Genomic DNA, 23,416 nt, shown 5'->3' on the forward strand with positions numbered 1-23,416 from the left:
GGCGCGAGGGGGGCGGGCCGGGCGCCGGGGGCCCCCGCCTTCAGCCAGTGGTCCAGCGTGCGCATCAGCATGGCCGGGTCTACCGGCTTGGAAATGTGGTCGTTCATGCCGGCGGCGAAGCAGCGCTGCTTCTCCTCCTCATAGGCGTGGGCGGTCATGGCGATGATCGGCAGCCGGTCCGCAGACCAGCTTTCGCGGATCACCTTGGTCGCGCTGACGCCGTCCATTTCGGGCATCTGCACGTCCATCAGCACGCCCGCATAGGTCTCGCCGTGATCGCGCACGCGCTCGCAGGCGACGCGGCCGTTTTCAGCGGAATCGACCTGCAGCCCGGCGTCGACCAACAGTTCGGTGGCGATCTCGCGGTTGATCTCGTTGTCTTCAACCAGCAGCACGCGCAGACCGCGCAGGTGCGGAGCGACCATCGGCACCGTCTCTGCGGCGGGAACGGCAGGCTGCATCGGTGCGGCCTTCTGCGAGACGATCTCCGCGATCGTATCGAGCAGTGTCCGGGGTACCACGGGCTTGGTCAGGAAGGCGGCCACTTCCGCGCTGCCCGGTCCCATCACGAAATCGTCGGCGCCGTAGGCGGTGATGATGATCGTGCGCGGGCGGGCGCCCTTGTAGACTGCCGCGTGCATCGCCTCGACCGTCTGCATCCCGTCCATACCGGGCATTTTCCAGTCCAGCAGCACGAGGTCATAGGGGTTGCCGGCATCGTCCGCCGCGCCGATCGCGCCCAGCGCCTCGTCGCCCGAGGCCACGAGGTCCAGCGGGAGGTCCCAGCCTGAGAATATGTCCTGCATGATCTGGCGCGAGGCGGGATTGTCGTCCGCCGCCAGGATGCGCAGGCGGCGGACCTGCGCGGGCACATGAAGTTCGGCGGCATCGGCCTCGTCGTCCAGCGACATGCACATGCGGCAGGTGAAGGTACTGCCTTGGCCGGGGGTGCTGTCGACCCGGATGCTGCCGCCCATCTGCTCGACGATCTGACGGCAGATCGCAAGGCCAAGGCCGGTGCCGCCAAAGCGCCGCGTGGTCGAACTGTCGGCCTGGGTGAAGGAGTTGAACAGCGCCGCCTGCTGCTCGGCGGTCATGCCGATGCCGGTATCGCATACGGCCAGCTGCACCATGATCTGGTCGTCCTGCTCGGCCCCGACATCCAGCAGGATCGTCACCGTTCCGCCTTCGGAGAACTTCACCGCATTGCTGAGCAGGTTGAGCACGACCTGGTTGAAGCGCATCTCGTCGCCCGCGAGGCGGTGGGGCACGTCGCCCGCGATCTGGGACACCACCTTGACGCCGTTCGCCTCGGCATCGGCGGCGACGAGCTGGACCTGATTGCGGATGGCGCCGCGGACGTCGAAGGGATGGGCTTCCAGCGTCAGCTTGCCGGCCTCGTTCTTGGAAAAGTCGAGGATGTCGTTGATGAGCCGCAGCAGCGAGACACCGGCCTGGTTGATCTTGCCGACATAGTCCTTCTGCCGCGCGTCGAGGTCGGTCCGTGCGACGAGGTGGCAGAAGCCCAGGATCGCATTCATCGGCGTGCGGATTTCGTGGCTCATGTTGGCCAGGAACAGACTCTTGGCGCGGTTGGCTTCTTCCGCTTCGTGGGTGCGTTCCTCCAGCGCTTCGTTCTTGGCGAGGATTTCCGCGCTCATGCGCTGGTTGCGCTCGAAACTCTCGACCAGCCGGTCGCTCAGCCATACCAGCACGGCGGTCTGGAAGACGACGATCACGGCGTGGACGATGACGCGGCCCAGATTGCCCTCGCCGGGGAACACCGCATAGGGCAGCAGGTAAAGCAGCAGCAGGTGATGCAGTGTCACTGCTGCCGCGGCGGCGAGGATAGCGCGGCGGTCGCACCAGGCGATCGTCAGCGCCAGCATGGCGAAGAAGTACATGTGCATGTCCATCTGCCAGGCATGGCCGCGCAGCAGGACGAGGAGGATCGCCGGCTCTCCCATCAGGGCGATGGCGGAAAGATAGCGGGTGGCGGGCGCGATGCCCCGGTTGTGCCAGAGCCAGTGGTAACTGCCCGCGAGCAAGGCGCCGGCCAGCCCGGCGCCGATGGGCGAGTGGCCGGTCAGCACCGCGACCATGGCAAGAAGGGGAACGTGGGCCCAGAACAATGCGACCAGAAAGCGGCCGAAGTGCAGGCGCAGCGTGTCCAGTTCCACGTTCACAGGGTATTCTCCGGGGATGAAGGGGGCGCGCATCCGGCCCGCGCGGGAACCGGGACGGCCAGCCAGGCACCTGCCTTGCGCGCTGCGGCCGGGAAATCGGCACGGGTGGAATCGGCTATGACAAGGTTGGAAAACAGAGCCTTGGCCGCCAGCCCGCCATCGGCAGCGCGCACGAGGTGGACGGTCCGGGCCAAAGTCGATCCGGGCGGCGCCATGACCAGATACTGGCTTGAAGGCTGCCCCGTGGTGACCCACGCCACACCCAGCCCGCCAAGGCCGAGCAGGAGCAGCAGGGCGGCCGGAAGAAAGTCTGCGATCCCGCTTCGTTCCGTCCGGATGCCGGGGTCGGCCTTGCGCCTCGCCCCGGCAGGAGCGAGCGGCGGAAGGTCGGATCGTCGAGGCAGGACAGGCCGATTCATACACTCATTATGACGTGATATCGGTTTTTAAGGGTTAATACTGAGTAAGTTTTTCCGCCGCACCTGCGAGGGTGCGGCCGGCCCGGCGAAAGAGGGCAATGCCCAGTCCGATATTGCCGAGAAGCACCAGGCCCTGAGCAGCGAGAAACGGCGGTTCGGTCCCGGTCGGGGCCAGCGCATTGAGCGCGGGCAGCTTCTGGAATGCCTGCACCACCAGTACGAACATGTTCAGCCACAGCGATGCCGTGGCCCCCACCGCGAAAACGCGAGGCGCGGCGCGGCCGAAAACGCCGGTATGGCGGGCGGCCAGGCTGATGGCCAGGACGATGCCGGTAACGATCCCGGTGGCGAAGGCCGGGGTCGCACCGGTGAAGGGGAAGAGGAACCCGGTGACCACCGTCGCCACGGTCGTCCAGATGAACAGGGGTAGCACTGCCCCCGGCGACTTGCCCCGCGCCAGCGCGGGGAGCGCCGCGAGACCGGCGATTATGGCGACCAGACTGATCGCGACATGGGCCGCGACGAACTGCGCGGTGGTGAGGCCCAGGGTCATGGCGCTCCTCCCTGTTCAGGCCGATGCCGTCACGCCGTAGCGCGGCGCGGCGTGGGCATGGGAAAGATCGGGGCGCAGCGCATTGCGGGCTGCGACATAGGCTTCGTAAGCGGCCATGTCGGGCAGGGCGGGGATCGTCACCGTCTCGCCCATGTCCAGCCCGGCGAGGGCGGCGTCGACCATCTCGCCTGCATCCATGATCATCGTAGCGGGCAGGCTGGCGAGCATTTCCCCGGTCCAGATCGCGGTGCGGGTTATGCCGGGCAATACCGCCTGAACGCGCACGCCCTTGGGGCCCAGCTCTGCCTGCAGCGCCTCGGAAAAGGCGAGGACGAAGGCCTTGGTCGCCGGGTAGACGGCGGTGAAACCGGCCGGCATCAGTGCGGTCACCGAGGTCAGGTTGATGATCGTGCCAGCCCCGGCAGCGGCAAGGCGCGGAGCGATCGCGGCGGAGAGCCGGGTGACGGCGCGCACGTTGAGGTCGATCATGCCCGAAAGATACTCGGGATCGGCCTCCAGTATCGGGCCTTCGTTGGCGATCCCGGCATTGTTGACGAGCCCGGTGATCTTCTCATCCTTGCGCAGCCGGGCTTCGATGCGGGCGAGGTCGTCGGGATCGGAAAGATCGGCGCCGATCGTTTCCACCGACACTCCGGTGGCGGCGGCGAGCCGTTCGGCAAGCTCCGCCAGCCGGTCGACGCGGCGGGCGACGAGGATCAGGTCGTGGCCGCGTCTGGCAAGGCGGTCGGCATAAACCGCGCCGATGCCGTCGGAGGCGCCGGTGACGAGAAATGTCTGCGGGGGCATGGGCAATCTCCCTGGTCGTTAGAGACGGAGATTCTGGCGGCAAGGGCACCGATACCAGAATGCACCGAATCGCGCCGGAAAGCGAGCGGAACGGCACGCACCCCTCGATGGCGCGCCCTTGGGGCCGTCACGGGCTGATCGCTGGCGCGCCGGGCGCGTTTTGGCTATCGTGGGGCGTCGGCGGACTGAACTGCGGCGGAGCGCGTAAGGGGCATGCAAGTCGAGAACGAGGCAACTGCCGTAGAAGGCCGTTTCGAACTGCTCGTTCAGAGCGTGACCGACTACGCCATCTACATGCTCGACCCCACCGGGATCGTCACCAGCTGGAATGCTGGGGCGGAGCGTTTCAAGGGGTACAAGCCGCACGAGATCATCGGCCAGCATTTCTCCCGCTTCTATGGCGAGGGTGACCGCGCGGCCGGGATCCCCGAACGCGCCTTGCAGACCGCCGCCACCGAAGGCCGCTTCGAGGCCGAGGGCTGGCGCCTGCGCAAGGATGGCAGCCGGTTCTGGGCCAATGTCGTGATCGACCCGGTTCGCAATCCCGGCGGCCAGCTGATCGGCTTCGCCAAAGTCACACGCGACCTGACCGAGCGGCGCAAGGCCGACGAGGAACTGCGCCGCAGCGAGGAGCGCTTCCGCCTGCTGGTACAGAGCGTGACCGACTACGCGATCTACATGCTCGACCCAGACGGCCATGTCACAAGCTGGAATGCCGGGGCCGAGCGCTTCAAGGGATACCGGGTCGAAGAGATCATCGGTCAGCATTTCTCGCGCTTCTACCTCGACGAGGACCGCGCGGCCGGGGTGCCGGCGCGGGCGCTGGCCACTGCGCTGAATGCGGGACGCTTCGAGGCGGAAGGCTGGCGCCTGCGCAAGGACGGGTCGAAATTCTGGGCCAGCGTGGTCATCGATCCGGTCCGGGGCGACAACGGCGACCTTGTCGGCTTTGCCAAGATCACCCGCGACCTGACCGAGCGCAAGCGCGCGCAGGAGGCGCTGGAGCAGGCCCAGCAGGCCTTCTACCAATCGCAGAAGATGGAGGCGATCGGCCAGCTGACCGGCGGCGTCGCCCACGATTTCAACAACCTGCTTGCCGCCATCGTCGGCAGCGCCGATCTTGCCCGGCGAAGGATGGGGCAGGGGCAGGACATCACCCGCTTCCTCGACAACATCATGGAAGCGGCGCAGCGCGGGGCGACGCTGACCCAGCGCATGCTCGCCTTTGCGCGCAGGCAGGATTTGCGACTGGAAGCGGTGGACCTGGCCGCGCTGGTGCGCGGCATGGCAGAACTGCTGGAACGCACGATCGGATCGGGCGTGACCATCGACACGCAGTTCCCGCTGACCCTTCAGACCGTGCGCGCCGATCCCGCCCAGCTTGAACTGGGGCTGCTGAACCTGGCGGTGAACGCGCGCGATGCGATGCCGGATGGGGGCAGGATACTGATCTCCGCTACACGCGCACAGAGCCGTGTTCAGCAGGGCCTCGCGCCCGGCGACTACGTCTGCCTGACCGTGGCGGACGAGGGCACCGGCATGGATGCAGCCACTTTGGAGAAATCCGTAGAACCGTTCTTCACCACCAAGGGCATCGGCAAGGGCACCGGGCTGGGACTGTCGATGGTGGTGGGCATGGCCGAGCAGTTCGGCGGCAAGGCGACCTTGAAAAGCACACCGGGGGAAGGCACGGCGGTCACGCTGTGGCTGCCTGCGGTGCTTGCCGCTGCCGCCGAAGCTCCGGCGCCGACGGCGCAGGTCGGCCGGATGAAGGCGATGACCGTGCTTGCGGTGGACGACGACGACATCGTCCTGCTCAACACGGCGGCGATGCTGTCAGATCTGGGCCATACGGTGCTGCAGGCCGCGTCGGGCGCGCAGGCTCTCCAGATACTCGGCCGGACCGCCGTGGACCTGCTCGTCACCGACTATGCGATGCCGCAGATGACGGGCGGCGAACTGGCGGACGCGGTGCGGGCCGGGTGGCCGGAGCTGCCGATCCTGATGATCTCGGGATATGCCGATCTGCCGACCGGGGTGCGACTGCATTACCGCCGGCTCGCCAAGCCGTTCCGCCAGGACGAACTCTCCGCCGCGATTGCCGAAATCGTGCCGCTGCCGGTCTCGGGCGAGGTGGTGGAGTTCCGCCCCCGCACATAGGCGCCGAGGCCTGGTGACGCGGCGCGGGCTTGCCACTTTCGCCATTGCGAGCGTGCCCGCAACGACGAAAGTGGCAAAGCCGTCAGAGCACCAGAGGCGCGTGGTTGATGTTCGGCAGCACATGCCGCGCGAACAGGTCCGCTTCGGCCGCGTGCGGATAGCCCGACAGGATGAAGGCATCGATGCCCTCGTCCTGATAGGCGCGCAACTTGGCCAGTACCTGATCGGGATCGCCGACGATCGCCGCGCCGCAGCCCGATCGCGCACGGCCGATGCCGGTCCACAGGTTGTCCTCGACGAAACCGTCGCCGCCCGCGGCAGAGCGCAGTTCCGCCTGCCGGGTCACGCCGACGCTGGCGCTGTCGAGCGACTTCTTGCGGATGGCCTCGCCGGCTTCGTCGTCCAGCTTGGACAGCAGGCGGTCGGCATAGACGCGCGCCTCGTCCTCGGTCTCGCGCACGATCACGTGGGCGCGGTAGCCGAACTTCAGGGTGCGGCCGTACTTGGCGGCGCGCGCGGTCATGTCGGCGATGGTTTCGCGGACCTTGTCCATGGTGTCGGGCCACATCAGGTACACGTCGCAGGCCTTGGCCGCAGCCTCGCGCGCGTCTTCGGAAAGGCCGCCGAAGTAGAGCGGCGGGCACTTGCCCGAAACGGTGGAGATACGCGCCGGCGGCAAGTCGAGGTTGTAGAACTCGCCCTCGTACTTCAGATGCTCGCCGTTCAGCATGATCTTGAGGATCTGCATCACTTCTAGCGTGCGCTGGTAACGGGCGCGGCTGTCCAGCTTCTCGCCCGGCAGGTCGGACGAGATGATGTTGACCGTCAGCCGCCCGCCCAGAATGCGGTCGAGCGTGGCGATGCGGCGGGCCAACTGCGGCGGCCAGTCCTCACCCATGCGTAGCGCCCAGAGCAGGCGGATCGTCTCCGTCATCGGGGCGATGGCGCCCGCGAACATGGTGGTGTCGATCCCCAGCGCATAGCCGGAAGGGAGCAGGATGTTGTCGAACCCGCCCTTTTCGGCCTGCATCACGATGTTGCGGCAGTGCTCCCAGCTGGACGCCAGCATGGGATCGGGCTGGCCGAGGAATTCGTAGTCATCGTCGCACAGCGCCGAAAACCAGCTTACCTCGCAGGTCTTGTCAGAGGTTCCGTTCATGGCAGGGGCTCTCCTTTTGCGGCGACCAGTACCGCGTACCAACGCGCACGGGTCCAGCGGACCTTGAGTGCGTCGGCGCTTTCCGCGATCCGCTCGGCCTTTTGTGATCCGACGATGGGGATGGCGCGGGCCGGGTGCGCCATGATCCAGCTATAGGCAGCCGCCGTGCGCGACACGCCGAACTCTTCTGCCACCGCATCCAGTTCGGCCGCGACGGCCAGCGCGCGCTCGTCCTTGGGGGCCGCGATGCGCCCGCCGCCCAGCGGCGACCATGCCATGACCGCCATGTCCATGGCGATCGCCTGGTCCAGTTCGCCGTTCTCGATCGGCGCCAGCTTGAGCGCGGACAGTTCGGGCTGGGTCGACACGATCGGCAGCGTCATGAACTGCTGCAGGGTGGCGATCTGGGCGGCGGTGAAGTTGGAGACGCCGAAGCTGCGGATCTTGCCCGCCTTGTGCGCTTCGTCGATGGCTTTTGCGATTACCGAAGGGTGCGTCAGGATGTCGGGACGGTGGATCTGCCACAGCTCGACGGTGTCGGTGCCGAGGCGCGCCAGCGAAGCGTCGATGGCAGAGGTGAGGTATCCGGCGCTGGAATCGTAGGGCACGCCCATCGAAATGCCGCCCTTGGTGGCGATCACCAGCTTTTCGCGAAGGCCCGGCTCGCTGGCCAGTGCGCGGCCCAGCAGGGCTTCCGAAGCGCCGAAGGCCTCGTTGTTGTCGGGGCCGTAGATGTCGGCGGTGTCGATCAGGTTGATCCCGGCGTCGAGCGCGGCGTGGAGCAGCTTGACCACGGCCGAGACATCGTCGCCGCAAAGCCGCCAGTTACCCCAGGCGAGGGGGGAGACCATGATGCCGCTCTTGCCGAGCGGGCGACGGGCTTCGGGGGAAGGCAGATAAGTCATGGAGTATCCTGTCAGGGGAGGAAATCGGGATTGATCGCCGCAACCGATGCGCGTTCGACCAGGTCGTGGGGGAGCCTTCGGTGCATCAGGTGAACGCCCTCCAGCAGAAGCTGCGTGGCCGCCAGCGCCAGTTCGCGGGTAGGCTGGTGGATAGTAGTGAGCTGGGGCCAGACCATGCGCGCCAGCGTGGTATCGTCGAACCCGGCGACCGAGAGATCGCGCGGCACATCCAGCCCCATGTCGTGCGCGACGGAAAGGATGCCGGCGGCCATGTCGTCGTTGCTGGCGAAGATCGCGGTGGGGCGGCGGGCCGATTTCAGGAAGCGGTGCGCGGCGGCCACGCCGCTGTCGAAATCGAACTCACCGGGCGCGACCAGCGCCGGCTCGAAAGCGATGCCGGCCCGGTCCAGCGCGCGGCGATAGCCGAACAGGCGCTCTTCCGAGGCCATGTGGTTGGGGTGGCCGCGCACGAAGCCGATCCGGCGGTGGCCCTTGTTGATGAGGTAGGTCGTCATGTCGTCCGCCGCCTGCGCGTCGTCCATGAAGACTGAAGAAGTCATCGCATGGTTGGTGCCCGGCGAAATGCGCACGAAGGGGATGTCCATGCCCTCCAGCGCCTGAAGCACGGCCACGCAGTCCGTCACGGGGGAGGACAGGACGATGCCGTCGACATGGGTTTCGGTGACCAGCCCGCGCACCTGATCGCCCACGGTGGCGTCGGTGACGTCCACCGGCTGGGCTAGCAGGCGCATTCCGGCCTGATTGCAGCCCTCCCAGCAGCCCATCTGGATCTGGTTCATGTAGTAAGGGCTGTGGTTGTCGTAGATCAGCGCGATCTGGCCGGACTTGGTGCCCGCCAGAATGCGCGCCGCCACGCTGGGGCGGAAATCGAGGTCGCGCATCGCCTTTTCGACGCGCTCCTTGGTTTCATCGCTGACGTAGCGGTGGCCGTTCAGCACGCGGCTGACGGTCTTCACCGAAACGCCCGCCAGCGCGGAGACGTCCTTGATGTTGGAGCGTTCGCTCATGCCTTGAACGAGGCAAACAGCGGCGCGAAGTCGCTGGAGGGCAGGTAGAACACCGGCGGCTGGCCGTAAGGCGCATCGACCATGTGCGTGCCCGGCGCGAAGTCCTCGCCCGACCACAGGTGCCGCCATGGCGTATCGCCCGGCAGGATCACGTTGCGGGCCGCCGCATCCGCCTCCACCACGGGCGCGACGAGCATGTCGGCGCCGTAGAGGTACTGGTCCTGCACCGGGAACAGTGCTTCCTCGAAGTAGTGCAGGAACAGCGGGCGCTGCACCGGCAGGCCGGTGGCCACCGCCTCGTCGCTAAGATGGCGCACATAAGGCGCGAGCGCCGCATGAACGCGCGACATCGCCGCGAAAGACGCCAGCATGTCGTCCGAGGAATCGATCTGGAGGTTGTCGTCGGGGCGGTTGCCTTCATGGCTGCGCATCACCGGCGAAAACGCGCCCAGTTCGCACCAGCGCTTGATGAGGTCCGGTGTGCGCACATTACCGTGCAGGCTGGTATAGCCGCCCACGTCGCTATGCGAATAGGCATTGCCGACAAGGCCCGCCGAAAGCGCGGCGGTCAGCACGGTATTGATCCCGTCGTGCCGGGTGAAGTCGACCGATTGGTCCCCCGCCCACAGCAGCGGGCAATGCGCCTGCACGCCCGAGAACCCGGCGCGCATGAAAAACACCGCCTCGCCGGTCTTCCCGCGCGATGCGATGGCGCGGGCGTTCGCCTCGGCCCAGAGCACGGGCCAGCGGTTGTGCAGCAGCATCGGGTCGCTGCCATCGTGCAGGCGCAGATCCACCGGCAGGTATTCCCCGAAGTCCGCCATCCAGCCGGACAGGCCGAAGTCCAGCATCTCGCGCCCGATCACGCGCTCTGCGAACCAGTCGAGGCTGGCCGGGTTGGTGAAGTCCACCACGCCGCAGTCGAACTCGCCAAAATCGACGAGGTAAGGCTCGTCCCTGTCCTGCCGCAGGGCGAGGTGCCCGCCTGCGAGCGCTTCGAGATACTGCACGCCGTCATTGGCGAGATAGGGGTTCACATAGCCAAGGAAGCGGACGCCGCGCGCCGCCAGTGCAGCAATCCTGTCCGGCAGGCCGGGATAGCGCGCCTCGTTCCACGACCAGTCCCAGAACAGGCGGCGCCCGAAAGTGGTCTGGCGAATGCCGATCCAGTCCTCGCACCACAGCCCGCTGACCTGCGCGCCTGCCGCGATGATCTTATCGAGCCGCGCAAAGCTGGCGTCGCCTTCCTTGAGGCCGACGATCGCGCCGCCAATTGCCCAGTCGGGCAGGGCGGGCTGGCGGCCGAAGCGGGTGGATAGCGCGCCGACCAGCGCCGCGATGTCGTCTGCGGCAAAGAACTCGAGGGTGAAGCTGCCTTCCCACACTTCGATCCCATGGCGCGCGGCGTCGGTGAAATCGAGCACGGAATAGGCGCTGCTGCCCAGATGGCAGGCATAAAGGCGCGAGGATAGGAAGGTCGGCTGGGGATAGTTGGTCCACCAGTAATCGCCCCCGGCCATGCCCTGTTCGTCCATCAGCCGGGTCAGTTCGGTGGACTTGTCACGCCCGACGCCGGGTTCGCTGGTCCAGATCGGGAAGCGGCGGCCGGTAAGGTCGAGGTAGCTCATCTGCTCTCCGCCGCCCCAGACGTGTTCGCCGGGCTGGGCGGTGAGTTCGATCCATACGCGGTCGTGCGCGGCGTTCAGCGCCGTGACATGCAGCGAGTCGTCCTTGGCGCTCAGGCGCAGCAAAGGTGCAGCATCGGGCGTCTCGGACAGCAGCAGATCGTCCCCGTCCATGGACATGGCGCCAAGCGCTACTCGCCCGGTCGGGGCATCGTTGATCTCGAAGTTCCCGCGCACCATGCGCACGTCTGGCTGTCCGCTGGCGACCGAGAAGGCAGGGCGGTCAGGCGTGCTGCACAGCACTTCGCGCCCGGCCAGATGGCAGGTGAAACCATGCTCCTGAATGCTGAAAGTCAGCGTCACGATCCTAAACTCCCTACCTGTGCCCGTTGTGCAGCACTCGACGGCGCATTCGCCCTGTCCGATATGACACCGCTTGACAGAAATGCAGGACCCGATCAAGAGGGCAACCAACCAACAGGACGACCTGAGGTGAAAACTTCGGAACGATCCAGATTGAGGAGGGGAGAGTCATGATTTCGGAAAATTCCAACGGTATGGTCAAGCGCGCGGCATTCGCATTTTCTGCGTCCGTGTTCGCACTGGCAGCGGCTACGCCTGCATTTGCCCAAGTTGAAGAAATTATCGTTACTGCGCAGAAGGTTAAGCAGAACATCCAGGATGTTCCGATCGCCATCAGCGCGGTCACCGGCGATGCCATGGCCCGCGCTGGCGCGAAAAGCCTTGAGGACATCACCTCGATCGTTCCCTCGGTCACCTTCCGCAAGGGCACGACCAACGCCAACAGCGCCATCGTGATGCGCGGCGTCGGCACCATCAGTTTCTCGGTCGCGGCCGAACCCAGTGTGTCCACCGTTGTCGACGGCATCGTGCTGAGCCGCTCGGGCCAGTCGTTCCTCGACCTCGTCGATTTCGACCGTCTCGAAGTGCTGCGTGGCCCGCAGGGCACGCTGTTCGGCAAGAACGCATCGGCCGGTCTCGTCAACATCGTTTCCAAGGGCGGCACCAAGGACTTCGAGGCTGAAGCCAACGTTTCCGGCACCACCGACGACGAATATCGCGCCAAGATGACGATTTCGGGCCCCATTGCGCCGGACCTGACGGCGCGTGTCACCGGTTTCTACGGCACGTTCGACGGCAATGTGAAAAACATCGCGGTCGACAAGACCGTCAACGGTTACGAGCACTACGGTGCGCGCGGCCTGATCGATTATGACGGTAACGGCGGCCGCCTGCGCCTGATCGCGGACTACTTCAAGGCCAACGACGATTGCTGCGCCGAAGTCACCGGCGTGTCGCGCGGCGCCGTGCTGGACGCTGAACTGGGCATCACGCCGCAGGGCGAAGATACCCGCAAGGTTAACCAGAACCTCGTCACCCGCTCGCTCGACCGCCAGTACAGCTTCACCGCCAGCGCCGATATCGACACCTTTGCGGACCACACGCTGAGCATCGTCACCGGCTACCGCAACTGGAAGAATACCGAAATCCGCGACGGAGACTTCCTGCCCCGCGCGCTTGCCCCCAATCCCGCGATTGGCGCGACCCCCGCGCTTGCCGCCACCCCGCAGCTGCACGATCGCGGTACGGTTGAAACCGACCAGGTTTCCGCCGAAATCCGCCTGGCATCGCCGCAGAATCAAGCGCTTACCTATCAGGTCGGCGGCTTCATGTGGTATTCGAAGAACAGCCAGGACTTCACCCGCAGCGACGTGACTTGCGCCACTTCGACCTCCCCGGTCGATCCGGTGACGGGCGCGCGTCCGTGCAACCTTGCGGACACGGTCAACACCCTGTTCCCCACCGCCTCTTCGCGCAGCGACGTGTCGTTCCGCAACTGGGCGATCTTCGGGCAGAGCACATACGAGTTCACCCCGGAACTGCGCCTGACGCTGGGCGGCCGCTTCACGCATGACAGCGTTAGCTACGTCCACACCCGCGCGCCTGCAGTGAATGCCACCACCGGCCTTCCCGCAAGCGGCGCAGGACTTTCGGGCGTGGGCGCTGGCGGCACGATCGCCACGGGCGGCAACGGCACCAACACTTCGCGCGGCAGCACCAGCGCCGACAACTTCTCGGGTAAGGCCGTGTTGCAGTACAACGTCGCGGACGACGTGATGGTCTACGGCAGCTACACGCGCGGCTACAAGGGACCGGCGTTCAACGTCTTCTTCAACCACACCGCGCCTACCAACTCGCAGCCGATCGATCCTGAAAAGTCGAACAGCTTCGAAGCCGGCGTGAAGAGCCAGTTCTTCGACCGCATGTTGCAGGTGAATGCGACTGCATTCCTGGTCGATTACAAGGGCTTCCAGGCCAACAACTTCGTCCTGCTCAACGGCGCGGTGGTCACCAACCTGACCAATGCAGGCACCGTGCGCTCGAAGGGCTTCGAGGTCGATGCGACTTTCGCGCCCACCTCGGGCCTGACCTTCCGCGCCAACGCCGCCTATGCCGATGCCAAGGTTCGCCGGTTCAACCCGAACCCGCTCACCAACGCACCGGACGCCCGCGACGGCACCCGCCTGCCGCTGGCGCCCAAGTTCAGCTACACCCTCGGCGCCGACTATGACGTCGATGCCGGCCCGGTGAAGCTCTACCTGTCGAGCGATTGGCACCATGTCTCGAAGCAGTTCTCCGACCTTGGCGAGAGCGGCGAAATCGATCCTTACGGTATCTGGAACGCCAGCATCGGCGTGTCGGATGCGGACGACAAGTACCGCCTGACCTTCATGGTCAGGAACCTGCTGGATGACAGCTACGTGCTGCTCAACACCAGCGCCGGCCAGCGCCTGATGATCCCGCGCGATGCCGACCGTTACGCAGGCCTCAACTTGCGGGCGCGCTTCAACTGAGGGTGGGCGCAAACACCCTCGACTGAAGGCTCGTAGAGAAGCCCCGGCGGACCTCCTCCCCGCCGGGGCTTCTTTTTGCGCGATTGACTTATGTAACCAAATGGGTTATATTCTGCGTCGCCGATTTCGATCGGCTTAGCGGCGGGGCGGGAAGTGTGTAGCTGACACTTCAGGCTTTTCCGCACATGGTCGGCGCCCGGTGGTGGACCGGACAAGCCGCAATCGGATGCGTGGATGAAAACGGGGGTATGCCCCCGGGACCGGCGGCAGGGGAGCGAGCCCGACCCGCCATCCCCGCGCACCACAGGGCCGTGCCGATGAGTTTTTGAGGTTTGCCCCTCTTCGGCCGTTCGCGTTCAACAGGCAAGCTCGACAAGCATGTCGCCTGATGCTGGCGGCCCCAGCGCCGGCCATACCCGCCCGCTGAGTTTCCCTGGCGTTATCCCGCGTTCGCCGGCGGGTGCCGGAGCGTGCCTGCCAAATTTATGGGGCGGTGCGGTATAATTCGGCCCTGAAAACCCTCGTCATTGCGAACATAGCGAAACAACCCAGAGCGCTTACGCCGCCCTGGGTTGCTTCACTGTGCTCACAATGACGGAGTGAATCAGTCGACCGCCGTTTCCAGCTTGGGCTGCATCAGATGGATGAACGCCAGCGCCACCAGATAGGCCGAGCCGCACACCACGAACAGCGGCGCATAGCCCAGCCCCGAATCCAGCGACCAACCGGCGAACTCGATGATCCCCGTACCCGTCAGATTGCCGCCGATGGCGCCCAGCGCGACGACCGTGGCGATCCGGCGAGCGGGGATGATCTCGGTCGCCATGCCGAAGATGTTGGTCGAGAAGCCCTGATGCGCGAACAGGCCCATTCCGATGCAGATCGCCGCGATCCACGGGTTGGTGGCGGTCAGCGCCAGCGGCATCACCAGCACGATCAGGGCAAAGGCCAGCATCGCGCTTTTGCGGGCGGCGTTCACCGACAGGCCGCGCAGGAGCAGGGCCGGGTAGAGCGCACCGCTGCTGACCGCGCCAAGAGCGGCGAGAGTGAAGATGATCGCGATTGGCCAGCCGAGCGCGCCCTGGCTCAGATGGAACTGGCGCGAGAAGAAGTCCGGGGTCCAGAACAGCACGAACCACCAAACCAGATCGGTGAAAGCCTTGGCGCCGATCACGGTCCAGGTGCGGCGGTCGGAAAGGATCACGCCCCACTCCACCTTGCCGCGTGTGGTCGCTGTCTGCCCGGCGATGGGTTTGAGTTTCGCGGTGTTGAAATGCCATGCCGCCAGCCACAGCAGGCCAAGGGCGCCGGTCACCAGAAATGCCGCTTTCCAGCCGAAGGCGATGGCGAAGGGCGGGATCAGCAGAGGGGTGATGATCGCGCCGATGTTGGGCGCGGTGTTGATGATGCCGATGCCGATGGAGCGGCGCTGGATCGGCAGGTAGATCGCCGCGGTCTTCATCGCGGCGGGGGTGTTGACCGATTCTGCCGTGGCCAGCACCGCGCGGGCGATCACGAATTGCTGCACGCTGGCGGCCAGCGCATGGGCCATGCCGGCCAGGCTCCACACCGCCACGGCAAAGCCATAGGCGAAGCGCACGCCGAACCTGTCGACGAACCAGCCTACGCCCAGCAGCGATGCCGCCGCCGCCAGCTGGAAGATCGAGCCGAGGTGAGCGAACTGCTGGTCGGTCCAGTTGAATTCGGCCTCCAGCATGGGTTTGAGCAGCGCCAGAACCTGCCGGTCGACGTAGTTCAGCGCGGTCGCCAGGAAGATCAGCCCGATCAGCACGTTCTGCGCGCGAATGGCGCCGGGATCGGCCGCCCCGGAATTGGTGGAGGCTTCCACAAGCGATGGGGCGGGCGGGGGCGCGGCGCCCGGCGGTTCGTGCAACGTCATTCAGCTCTCCCATAGCCTGCCGCTTCATCGGCGACAATTCATTGTCCTGCGCGCGCAAAGCTCTTGCTCCGCCGTGCGCATGGCCATACAGGTCGATATGACACCGCAGGACAGACAGCAAGCATCTTCATCGCGAAGGATGCAGTCGGGAGACGAGCACAGGTGAGCACAGATCACGCCGGCGACCTTTATGGCGAGATGTTCCTGGTAGAGCAGGGCGCCCCTTCCGCGCCGCGCAGGCGGCTGGAAGAATGGAAGCTGCTATGGCCCGGCCTCGCCATCTGCGGGATCGCGAGCATCGCCGCCGCCTGGCTTTCCGAACATTACGGCGCGCCGATCATCCTGATGGGCCTGCTGATCGGGCTGTCGCTGAACTTCGTCACCAGCGAAGTGCGCACCCATCCCGGCCTCGATTTCGTATCCAAGGCGTGCCTGCGCTGGGGCATCGTGGTGCTGGGCACGCAGGTTACCATCGCGCAGATCGGCGATCTTGGCCCGGTGCCGTTCCTGGCGCTGCTGACGGTGATGGCCGCCGCCATGGGCACGGCGCTGCTGGTGGCGCGATTGAACGGAGCCTCCACCGCGATCGGCCTGCTGGCCGGCGGGGCGACTGCGATCTGCGGCGCTTCGGCGGCGCTGGCGCTGTTCGGCGTGTTGGGGCCGAAGCGGGTCAGCCAGGCGCAGTTCGCGCTGACGCTGGTGGTGATCTCGCTCGCCTCGGCGCTGGCGATGTCGTTCTATCCGCCGCTGGCCGGGCTGCTCCATCTGGACGACCGGCAGGCGGGCTTCCTGATCGGCGCCTCCATCCACGACGTCGCGCAGGCGATCGGCGGCGGTTATGCCTATTCCGATGTTGCGGGCAGCTATGCCACCATCGTCAAGCTATCGCGCGTGGCGCTGCTGGCGCCGGTGGTGGCGATCGTCTCGGTCATGGTATCCGATGAGGACGCAGCCGGGCGGCACTGGATCAGAAAGCTGGCGATGCCCTGGTTCATCACCCTGTTCCTGGTGGTGGTGGTGGTCAATTCGCTGGTCACGATGCCGCAGGTGGTAGTCCATGGAACGCTGACCCTGTCCAAGGCGCTGCTGCTGCTGGCGGTCACGGCCACGGCCATGCGATCGCGCCTTGACCTTGTGATGCAGATGGGCTGGCGCGCGGCTATGCCGGTAGTCGCCGCGACGCTGGCATCCCTGGTGGTGGCGTGCGCGTTCAGCATGTTGATCCTTTGAGAGAATTATGAGCGAAACCCTCTACGATATCGCGATCATCGGCGGCGGCGTGAACGGCTGCGGTATTGCCCGCGACGCCGCCGGGCGCGGCGCCAAAGTGCTGTTGCTGGAGCAGGGCGACCTGGCCGGCGGCACCTCCTCCGCCTCGACCAAGCTGATCCACGGCGGCCTGCGCTACCTCGAACACTACGAGTTCGCGCTGGTCCGCGAGGCATTGTCGGAGCGGGAACGGCTATGGGCCATCGCCCCGCACATCATCCGGCCGATGCGCTTCGTCCTGCCGCATGTGAAGGGCCTGCGCCCGCGCTGGCTGCTGCGCCTCGGCCTGTTTATTTACGACCACATCGGCGGTCGCCGCGCGCTGCCGGCGACCGAATCCATCGACCTGCACCGGCACCCGGCGGGCAAGCCGCTGAAGACCGGCTTCGGCCCGGCCTTCGTCTATTCGGACGGCTGGGTGGACGATGCCCGCCTCGTCGTCCTCAACGCGCGCGACGCGGCGGACCGGGGCGCGACCATCCTTACCCGCACCCCCGTCGATGGGTTGGAGCGCAGGGGCGCGGAGTGGTCGATCCGCAGCGGGGCGAACCGTTTTCGCGCCGAGGCGGTGGTAAACGCCGCCGGTCCCTCGGTGCTCGACATGCTGGGCCGCGCCGGTGAAAAGACCGAGCGGCGGATGCGTCTGGTGCGCGGCTCGCACATCGTCGTGCCGCGCCTGTTCGACCACGCCTACGCCTATTTCTTTCAGATCCCGGACGGGCGCATTTTCTTCGCGATCCCCTATCAGGATGACTTCACCCTGATCGGCACGACCGACCGCGACCACGAAGGCCCTTTGAGTGCAGTGAAGGCCAGCGCGGAGGAGATCGCCTACCTGTGCGAGGCGGCCAATGCCTACTTCGCCAAGGCCATCGCCCCCACCGATGTCGTGTGGAGCTATTCCGGCGTGCGCCCGCTGACCGACGACGGTTCAGGCAAGCCCGAGGCGGCGACGCGCGGTTACAGCTTCGACCTCGATCTGGACTTACAGGGGGCGGCGCCGCTGCTCTCGGTGTTCGGCGGCAAGATTACGACCTACCGCCACCTCGCCAAGGATGCGGTGGAGAAACTGGCGCCCCTCGTGCCCTCGCTGACCGGCAAGGACTGGACGGCGAGTGCCCCGCTTCCCGGCGGCGATTTTCCGATGCAGGGGATCGAGGACCTGAAGGCCGATCTGGCCCGCGGTTATCCCTTTCTCGGCCCTGCGACTGTGGACCGCATCGCCCGCGCCTATGGAACCCTCGCTCGCACCTGGCTGGGCGGGGCGAGCGATCTGGCCATGCTGGGCACGCATTTCGGCTACGGTCTTACCGCTGCGGAAGTAGACTATCTGATCGCGCGCGAATGGGCCACTTGTGCGCAGGACGTGCTGTGGCGCCGTACCAAGCTGGGGCTGCGGCTCGATGCCGTGCAAGTTGCAAAGTTGGAAGAATACATGGGTGAGAAGCGGTGAAGGGCGAACATATTCTGGTCCTCGACGAAGGGACCACCTCCACGCGCGCCATCGTCTACGCGCCGGACGGAAAGATCCTCCATGTCGCGCAGGCGGAACTGACGCAGTATTATCCGGAGCCGGGTCACGTCGAACATGACGCCTCGGAAATCTGGGACAAGACCCTTGCCTGCGCGCGAGCGGTGATCGCCAAACTGGGCGGCGCGGATCGCATCGCCGCGCTGGGCATCACCAACCAGCGCGAGACGGTCGTCGCATGGGATCGCAGCACGGGCGAGCCGATCACCCGCGCTATCGTCTGGCAGGATCGCCGCACCGCCGCCCACTGCGCCCGGCTTCGCGAGGGCGGGCATGAGGAGATGCTGCAGGCCCGCACCGGGCTGGTCATCGACCCCTATTTTTCCGGCACCAAGATGCGCTGGATCCTCGACAACGTGCCGCAGGCGCGCGCGCTGGGGGACCGGCTGGCGCTGGGTACGGTCGAAAGCTGGCTGGTGTGGAAGCTGACCGGCGGCCTGCATGTCTCGGACGCCAGCAATGCCAGCCGCACGCAGCTTCTGGCCCTAGACGGGCCGGACTGGGACGATGACCTGCTCGCCCTGTTCGGGGTGCCCCGCGCGGCGCTGCCCAAGGTAGTCGATACCGCCGGGATCGTCGGCGCCTGCGATGCGGCGCTGCTGGGTGCGGCGATCCCGATCAGCGGGCTGGCGGGGGATCAGCAGTCGGCGACGATCGGCCAGCATTGCCTTGCCATCGGCGATACCAAGGCGACCTTCGGCACCGGCGCTTTCATCCTGACGAACATGGGATCGACGCTGCCGCGTTCCTCGCACCGGCTGCTCGGCACGGTCCTGTGCCAGCAGGACGGGAAGCGGACTTATGCATTGGAAGGCTCAATCTTCGTGGCGGGCAGCCTCATCAAGTGGCTGCGCGACGAGCTGGGCGTCATCCGCACTGCGGCGGAAAGCGAGGAACTGGCCCGCGCCGTGCCGGACAACGGTGGCGTCCTGTTCCTGCCCGCGCTGGCGGGGCTGGGCGCGCCGCACTGGAAGCCCGATGCGACCGGCGTCGTCACCGGCCTGACGCAGGGCACCAGCCGCGCCCATATCGTGCGCGCGGCGATGGAATCGCTGGCCCACCAGTGCCACGACCTGCAGGCAGCCTTCGCGGCGGACGGGGCCGACTGGAAGATGCTGCGCATCGACGGCGGCATGAGCGCCAACAACTGGATGGCGCAGGACCTTGCCGATATCCTCGCCCTGCCGGTGGAACGCCCCGCCGACACGGAGACGACCGCACTGGGCGCGGCGATGCTGGCGGGCGTGGGCGTGGGCCTTCATGCCTCGCTGGAGGATGCGATGACGATGGGCGGCGCGCTCACCCGCTTCACCCCGTCGATGGACGATGCGACCCGCAGCGCCCGGATCGAACCGTGGCAGTCAGGCCTGCGCCGCCATATTGACGGGCTGGGCTAAGCGCGGCGGGATCGCACTCGGCGCCCGGCACCTGTTCACGCGTTCCTCCGCGCAAGACGGGTGCGGCATGAGGGTAAACGGATAAGCCGGCTTGCCGCATCGGGTAGAGCCAGCTTAGACCGTTAGCACGGGCGTTGGGTCTTCAGTCAGATCGTCCGGCGCGGATCGCTTCCGTCCCACTGCGCTGCGGCGCTGCGGATCATGTCGAACAGTTCCACCATCGGCGGCAGCGGTTTGATCACCTCGACCAGCGGGCTGAGGCCATCGCGTGCCGTGTCGAGATAGGCGAAGCGCGATAGCGGCAGGCGCCCTTCCAGCAGCACCGGCACGCCGTCTGCTCTCGCCCGGGCCAGCGTTGCCTCGTAATCATCGATCCAGGTGCCGTAGTGGTGCACGCCGCTTTTCCCGCTTTCCAGAAAGTCGCGGTAGGTCGAAGGCGCGGTGCCGGGCTGGATCAGTTCGATCATGGTATCGCCGCTGTAGCTGATCGATACCCCGCCGAAGATCGGCTCGTCCAGCGGCGCAGGGCGTTCGTCCACCGCCAGTTCCTCGAAGGGCAGGGGAATGGGAAAATCGTAGAACGGCCCCACGCCCATTGTCTGCGTCCAGTGCGAGACCGCCTCGTCCAGATCGGGCACGACATAGGCGACCTGGAAAATCTTTCCGTAAATCCGGCTCATCGTCGGCATTCTCCCGTTGCGCCGCGTTCCCGTGTCCTATCGTCGCACAGGGTCGCGATCATACTTGAAAAACAATCATGACTGTTTTCTAATGAATGTCCACCCCGGTGCGATTCGGCCGAAGAGAGCCGACCGCCGGGGAGGATCGCTTTCGCCGGCCGGCAAGGCGGTGTCCCAGAGGAGAGGGATGACCATGATGAAGCTCGATTTCGACGACTGGAACATCCACGTCGGCACGCCCCACCCCTTCAACGCGCGCGTGCGCCCGGCGATCGATAATGGCACCGGCCGCTCCGATCCGCGCCGCTATCATGACCGCAGCTTCATGCGGGAGGAGTGGGAGAAGGTTTTCGCAAAGAGCTGGCTGTTTGCCGGCCCGGCCTCCGATATCCCCGAGGAAGGCGACTTCTTCACTTTCGACATCGGCCCGGAAAGCTTCATCATCGTGCGCGGCGCGGACGATGCGATCCATGCGCACTACAACGTCTGCCCGCACCGCGGCAGCCGGCTGGTGACGACGGATTTCGGATCGCTCGACCGTTTCACCTGCCCGTTCCATTCGTGGAAGTTCGACCTGGAAGGCCACAACGTCGCCGTTACTGATCCTGAGACATTCCGCTCCGAGGTGCTGTGCCATGACCGCAATTTGACCTCGGTGCGCTGCGAGGTGGCGGTGGGCCTGGTGTTCATCTCGATGGACTCCGAAATCGAGCCGCTGAAGCAGTGGCTGGCGCCGATCCTGCCGCAGCTCGAACTTTACGAGATCGACCAGATGTACGTCGTCCAGCACCGCCGGTCGGACTGGGGCGCGAACTGGAAAGGCGGGGTCGATGCCTTTGCCGAGATCTACCACCTCCACGCCGTCCACCCGCAGACCCAGTGCCTGATGGACGACCGCACCCAGATCGACCTGTGGCCCGGCGGCCTCTCGCGCCAGTTCGTGCCCTTTGCCCAGCCCGCCGCGCGCTTCCCGGATCAGGAGACGGTCAATCCCGGCATCCAGGCGATGCTGCGCGACGCCGGGATCGATCCGGCCAGCTACGAAGGCTCTGCCGCGCAGACCCGGTCGGACGTGCAGAAAGCCAAGCGCCGCCGTTCCGACGAACTGGGGCTGGGGTACGAAAAGTTCAGCGACAGCCAGCTCAGCGATTCGGTGGTCTATTCGCTGTTCCCCAATGGCCAGATCGGCTGCCATCCTGAGGCGATCTTCCTCCATCGCTTCATGCCGCACGCCAGCGATCCGAACCAGTTCACCTACGACACCTGCATCCTCTACCGTCACGTCGATGCGCCCGGTTACAGCGCCCCGGCATGGATGGGGCTGGGGCCGGAAATCGACATGAGCGGGCGCACCCGGCCCGAGATCGTCCACACCGGCCTTGGCGAACCGCCGGGACTTGGCGAAGTGCTCGATCAGGATTCCGACCTCCTGCCGATCGTGCAGGCCGGCGCGCGTTCGCGGGGTTTCCGGGGGCCACTGTGGAGCGAACAGGAAGGTCGCCTGCGCCACTTCCACGCCGAACTGGATCGCCGGATGGAGCGGAGCGTATGAATTACGATCCGCGCAGTTGGGCCGTCCATAAAGGCTCGCAGCATCCTTTCGACAAACCTGCCGCTGTTATCGACAATGGCGCGGACCGGCTCGATCCGGTGCGTTACACCTCGCCCGAATTCTTCGCGCGCGAGTGGGACGAGGTGTTCGCCCGCACCTGGCTGCTTGCCGCGCCGTCCAGCGATCTGGTCGAGGCGGGCGACTGGGTGAAGTTCGATATCGGCCCGGAAAGTTTCATCGTCGTGCGGCAGGAGGACGGCTCGGTCGCGGCGCATTACAACGTGTGCCCGCATCGCGGCAGCCGCCTCGTCACTGGTGAGATGGGCAGTCAGGACAGCTTTACCTGCCCGTTCCATTCGTGGCGTTTCGGCCTGGATGGACACAACCAGAAGGTGACCGACCCGGAGACCTTCCGCCCCGAAGTGCTGTGCCATGATATCAATCTTACCTCGGTTCGCGCCGAAGAAGCGGTGGGGCTGGTGTTCATCAACATGGACAAGGACGCGGCGCCGCTGGCCGAGTTCCTCGCCCCGATCCTGCCGATGCTGGAGACTTACGGCATGGACCGGATGCATGTCGTGCAGCACCGTCGCTCTGACTGGGCGGCGAACTGGAAAGGCGGGATCGACGCGTTCTACGAAAGCTATCACCTCCACGCCATCCACCCGCAGACCATGGGCGTGATCGACGACCGCACCCATATCGACCTGTTCCCCGGCGGCCTCTCGCGCCAGTTCGTGCCGATGGCGCAGCCCAATTCGCATTTCCCCGATCAGGAGGCGATCAACCCCGGCATCGCCATGCTGCTGGCCGATGCGGGGATCGACCCGGAGAGCTTCGCCGGCACCGCAATGGACAGCCGCGCCGCCGTGGCCCACGCCAAGCGCGAACGCGCCGCGCATATGGGGATCGACTATTCGCACTTCTCCGATGCGCAGCTGACCGACAGCACGATCTTTGGCATCTTCCCGAACATGCAACTGGGCTGCCACCCCGAGGCAGTGTTCCTCCACCGCTTCAAGCCGCACGCCAGCGACCCCGAGCAGTTCACCTACGAGACGACGATCCTCTACCGCCACGTCGACGTGCCCGGCTACGGTGCGCCGGGGTGGATGGGGCTGGGGGCCGATGTCGACGTGACCGGCGCCACCCGGCCGGATCCAGTCCACACCGGCCTTGGCGAGCCGCCCGGCATGGGCGAGGTGCTGGACCAGGACTCCGACCTTCTGCCGATCGTGCAGGCCGGCGCAAGGTCACGCGGTTTTCGCGGTCCGCTATGGGGCGAACAGGAAGCGCGGCTGCGGCACTTCCACAAGGAACTCGATCGCTGGCTGGAAAAGGTGCCGTCCGGCGCCTGATCCGATGCAGT

At 66.1% G+C, this 23,416-nt stretch carries 17 protein-coding genes; 7 read left to right on the forward strand and 10 right to left on the reverse strand.

All coding sequences use genetic code 11. The features are described 5' to 3' along the window. The 4 genes from GVL61_RS18945 to GVL61_RS18960 all read right to left on the reverse strand — a co-directional run. Window positions 1-2,186 (reverse strand): response regulator (locus GVL61_RS18945; RefSeq protein WP_159982220.1); only part of this gene is annotated, 2,186 nt, incomplete at its 3' end. Next, a complete protein-coding gene (locus tag GVL61_RS18950; protein ID WP_235037796.1) occupies window positions 2,183-2,605 on the reverse strand; it encodes a hypothetical protein in 423 nt (140 codons plus the stop codon). The genes GVL61_RS18945 and GVL61_RS18950, both read right to left, overlap by 4 nt. A 34-nt stretch (window positions 2,606-2,639) precedes the next feature. Next, on the reverse strand, window positions 2,640-3,158 hold the full coding sequence (locus tag GVL61_RS18955) for a hypothetical protein (RefSeq protein WP_159982221.1): 519 nt from the start codon (window positions 3,156-3,158) through the stop codon (window positions 2,640-2,642). A 15-nt stretch (window positions 3,159-3,173) separates the two neighbouring features. Next, entirely contained in the window at window positions 3,174-3,965 is a 792-nt protein-coding gene (locus GVL61_RS18960) for an SDR family oxidoreductase (RefSeq protein ID WP_159982222.1), read from the reverse strand. Window positions 3,966-4,178: 213 nt separating this feature from the next. Between GVL61_RS18960 and GVL61_RS18965 the strand changes: the two genes are divergently transcribed. Then, window positions 4,179-6,125, forward strand: coding sequence for a PAS domain-containing sensor histidine kinase (locus tag GVL61_RS18965; protein ID WP_159982223.1), 1,947 nt, complete (start codon window positions 4,179-4,181; stop codon window positions 6,123-6,125). 82 nt (window positions 6,126-6,207) lie between these two features. Here GVL61_RS18965 and GVL61_RS18970 read toward each other — a convergent pair whose 3' ends face one another. Genes GVL61_RS18970 through GVL61_RS18985 form a run of 4 tightly spaced genes read right to left on the reverse strand, consistent with a single transcriptional unit; the run spans window position 6,208 to window position 11,205 of the window. Further along, complete coding sequence (locus GVL61_RS18970; protein ID WP_159982224.1) at window positions 6,208-7,284, reverse strand: LLM class flavin-dependent oxidoreductase; 1,077 nt, start codon at window positions 7,282-7,284, stop codon at window positions 6,208-6,210. Next, a complete protein-coding gene (locus GVL61_RS18975; RefSeq protein WP_159982225.1) occupies window positions 7,281-8,189 on the reverse strand; it encodes an aldo/keto reductase family oxidoreductase in 909 nt (302 codons plus the stop codon). Before GVL61_RS18975 ends, GVL61_RS18970 begins: the two co-directional genes overlap by 4 nt. 11 nt (window positions 8,190-8,200) lie before the next feature. After that, the gene (locus GVL61_RS18980) at window positions 8,201-9,217 is read right to left on the reverse strand and encodes a LacI family DNA-binding transcriptional regulator (RefSeq protein ID WP_159982226.1); all 1,017 of its coding nucleotides are present in this window, start codon (window positions 9,215-9,217) and stop codon (window positions 8,201-8,203) included. Beyond that, window positions 9,214-11,205: an alpha-glucosidase gene (locus GVL61_RS18985; protein WP_159982227.1), complete on the reverse strand. Its 1,992-nt coding sequence runs from the start codon at window positions 11,203-11,205 to the stop codon at window positions 9,214-9,216. The genes GVL61_RS18980 and GVL61_RS18985 overlap by 4 nt, the downstream gene beginning before the upstream one ends. Before the next feature lie 170 nt (window positions 11,206-11,375). On the opposite strand from GVL61_RS18985, the gene GVL61_RS18990 reads away from it, so the two are divergent. Next, window positions 11,376-13,718 (forward strand): TonB-dependent receptor, encoded by a 2,343-nt coding sequence (locus tag GVL61_RS18990; RefSeq protein WP_159982228.1) that lies wholly within the window; start codon window positions 11,376-11,378, stop codon window positions 13,716-13,718. A gap of 604 nt (window positions 13,719-14,322) precedes the next feature. Here the strand turns inward: GVL61_RS18990 and GVL61_RS18995 are convergent. Further along, on the reverse strand, window positions 14,323-15,618 hold the full coding sequence (locus tag GVL61_RS18995) for an MFS transporter (RefSeq protein ID WP_159982229.1): 1,296 nt from the start codon (window positions 15,616-15,618) through the stop codon (window positions 14,323-14,325). Window positions 15,619-15,780: 162 nt separating this feature from the next. Here GVL61_RS18995 and GVL61_RS19000 point away from each other — a divergent pair, with 162 nt between their 5' ends. The 3 genes from GVL61_RS19000 to glpK are packed head-to-tail and all read left to right on the forward strand — an operon-like array spanning window position 15,781 to window position 19,815. Beyond that, a complete protein-coding gene (locus GVL61_RS19000; protein WP_159982230.1) occupies window positions 15,781-16,848 on the forward strand; it encodes a YeiH family protein in 1,068 nt (355 codons plus the stop codon). A 7-nt stretch (window positions 16,849-16,855) separates the two neighbouring features. Further along, entirely contained in the window at window positions 16,856-18,340 is a 1,485-nt protein-coding gene (locus GVL61_RS19005) for a glycerol-3-phosphate dehydrogenase (protein ID WP_159982231.1), read from the forward strand. Next, window positions 18,337-19,815 (forward strand): glycerol kinase GlpK, encoded by a 1,479-nt coding sequence (gene glpK / locus GVL61_RS19010; RefSeq protein WP_159982232.1) that lies wholly within the window; start codon window positions 18,337-18,339, stop codon window positions 19,813-19,815. Before GVL61_RS19005 ends, glpK begins: the two co-directional genes overlap by 4 nt. Before the next feature lie 146 nt (window positions 19,816-19,961). On the opposite strand, the gene GVL61_RS19015 is transcribed toward glpK, so the two are convergent. Beyond that, on the reverse strand, window positions 19,962-20,495 hold the full coding sequence (locus GVL61_RS19015) for a VOC family protein (RefSeq protein ID WP_159982233.1): 534 nt from the start codon (window positions 20,493-20,495) through the stop codon (window positions 19,962-19,964). Window positions 20,496-20,691: 196 nt separating this feature from the next. Here GVL61_RS19015 and GVL61_RS19020 point away from each other — a divergent pair, with 196 nt between their 5' ends. Together GVL61_RS19020 and GVL61_RS19025 are read left to right on the forward strand one after the other, a co-directional pair. Beyond that, on the forward strand, window positions 20,692-22,047 hold the full coding sequence (locus tag GVL61_RS19020) for an SRPBCC family protein (protein WP_159982268.1): 1,356 nt from the start codon (window positions 20,692-20,694) through the stop codon (window positions 22,045-22,047). Next, window positions 22,044-23,405 (forward strand): SRPBCC family protein, encoded by a 1,362-nt coding sequence (locus GVL61_RS19025; protein ID WP_159982234.1) that lies wholly within the window; start codon window positions 22,044-22,046, stop codon window positions 23,403-23,405. Before GVL61_RS19020 ends, GVL61_RS19025 begins: the two co-directional genes overlap by 4 nt. Window positions 23,406-23,416: the final 11 nt, after the last annotated feature.

The organism is Novosphingobium sp. 18050 (genome assembly GCF_902706195.1).
Lineage (GTDB): Bacteria > Pseudomonadota > Alphaproteobacteria > Sphingomonadales > Sphingomonadaceae > Novosphingobium.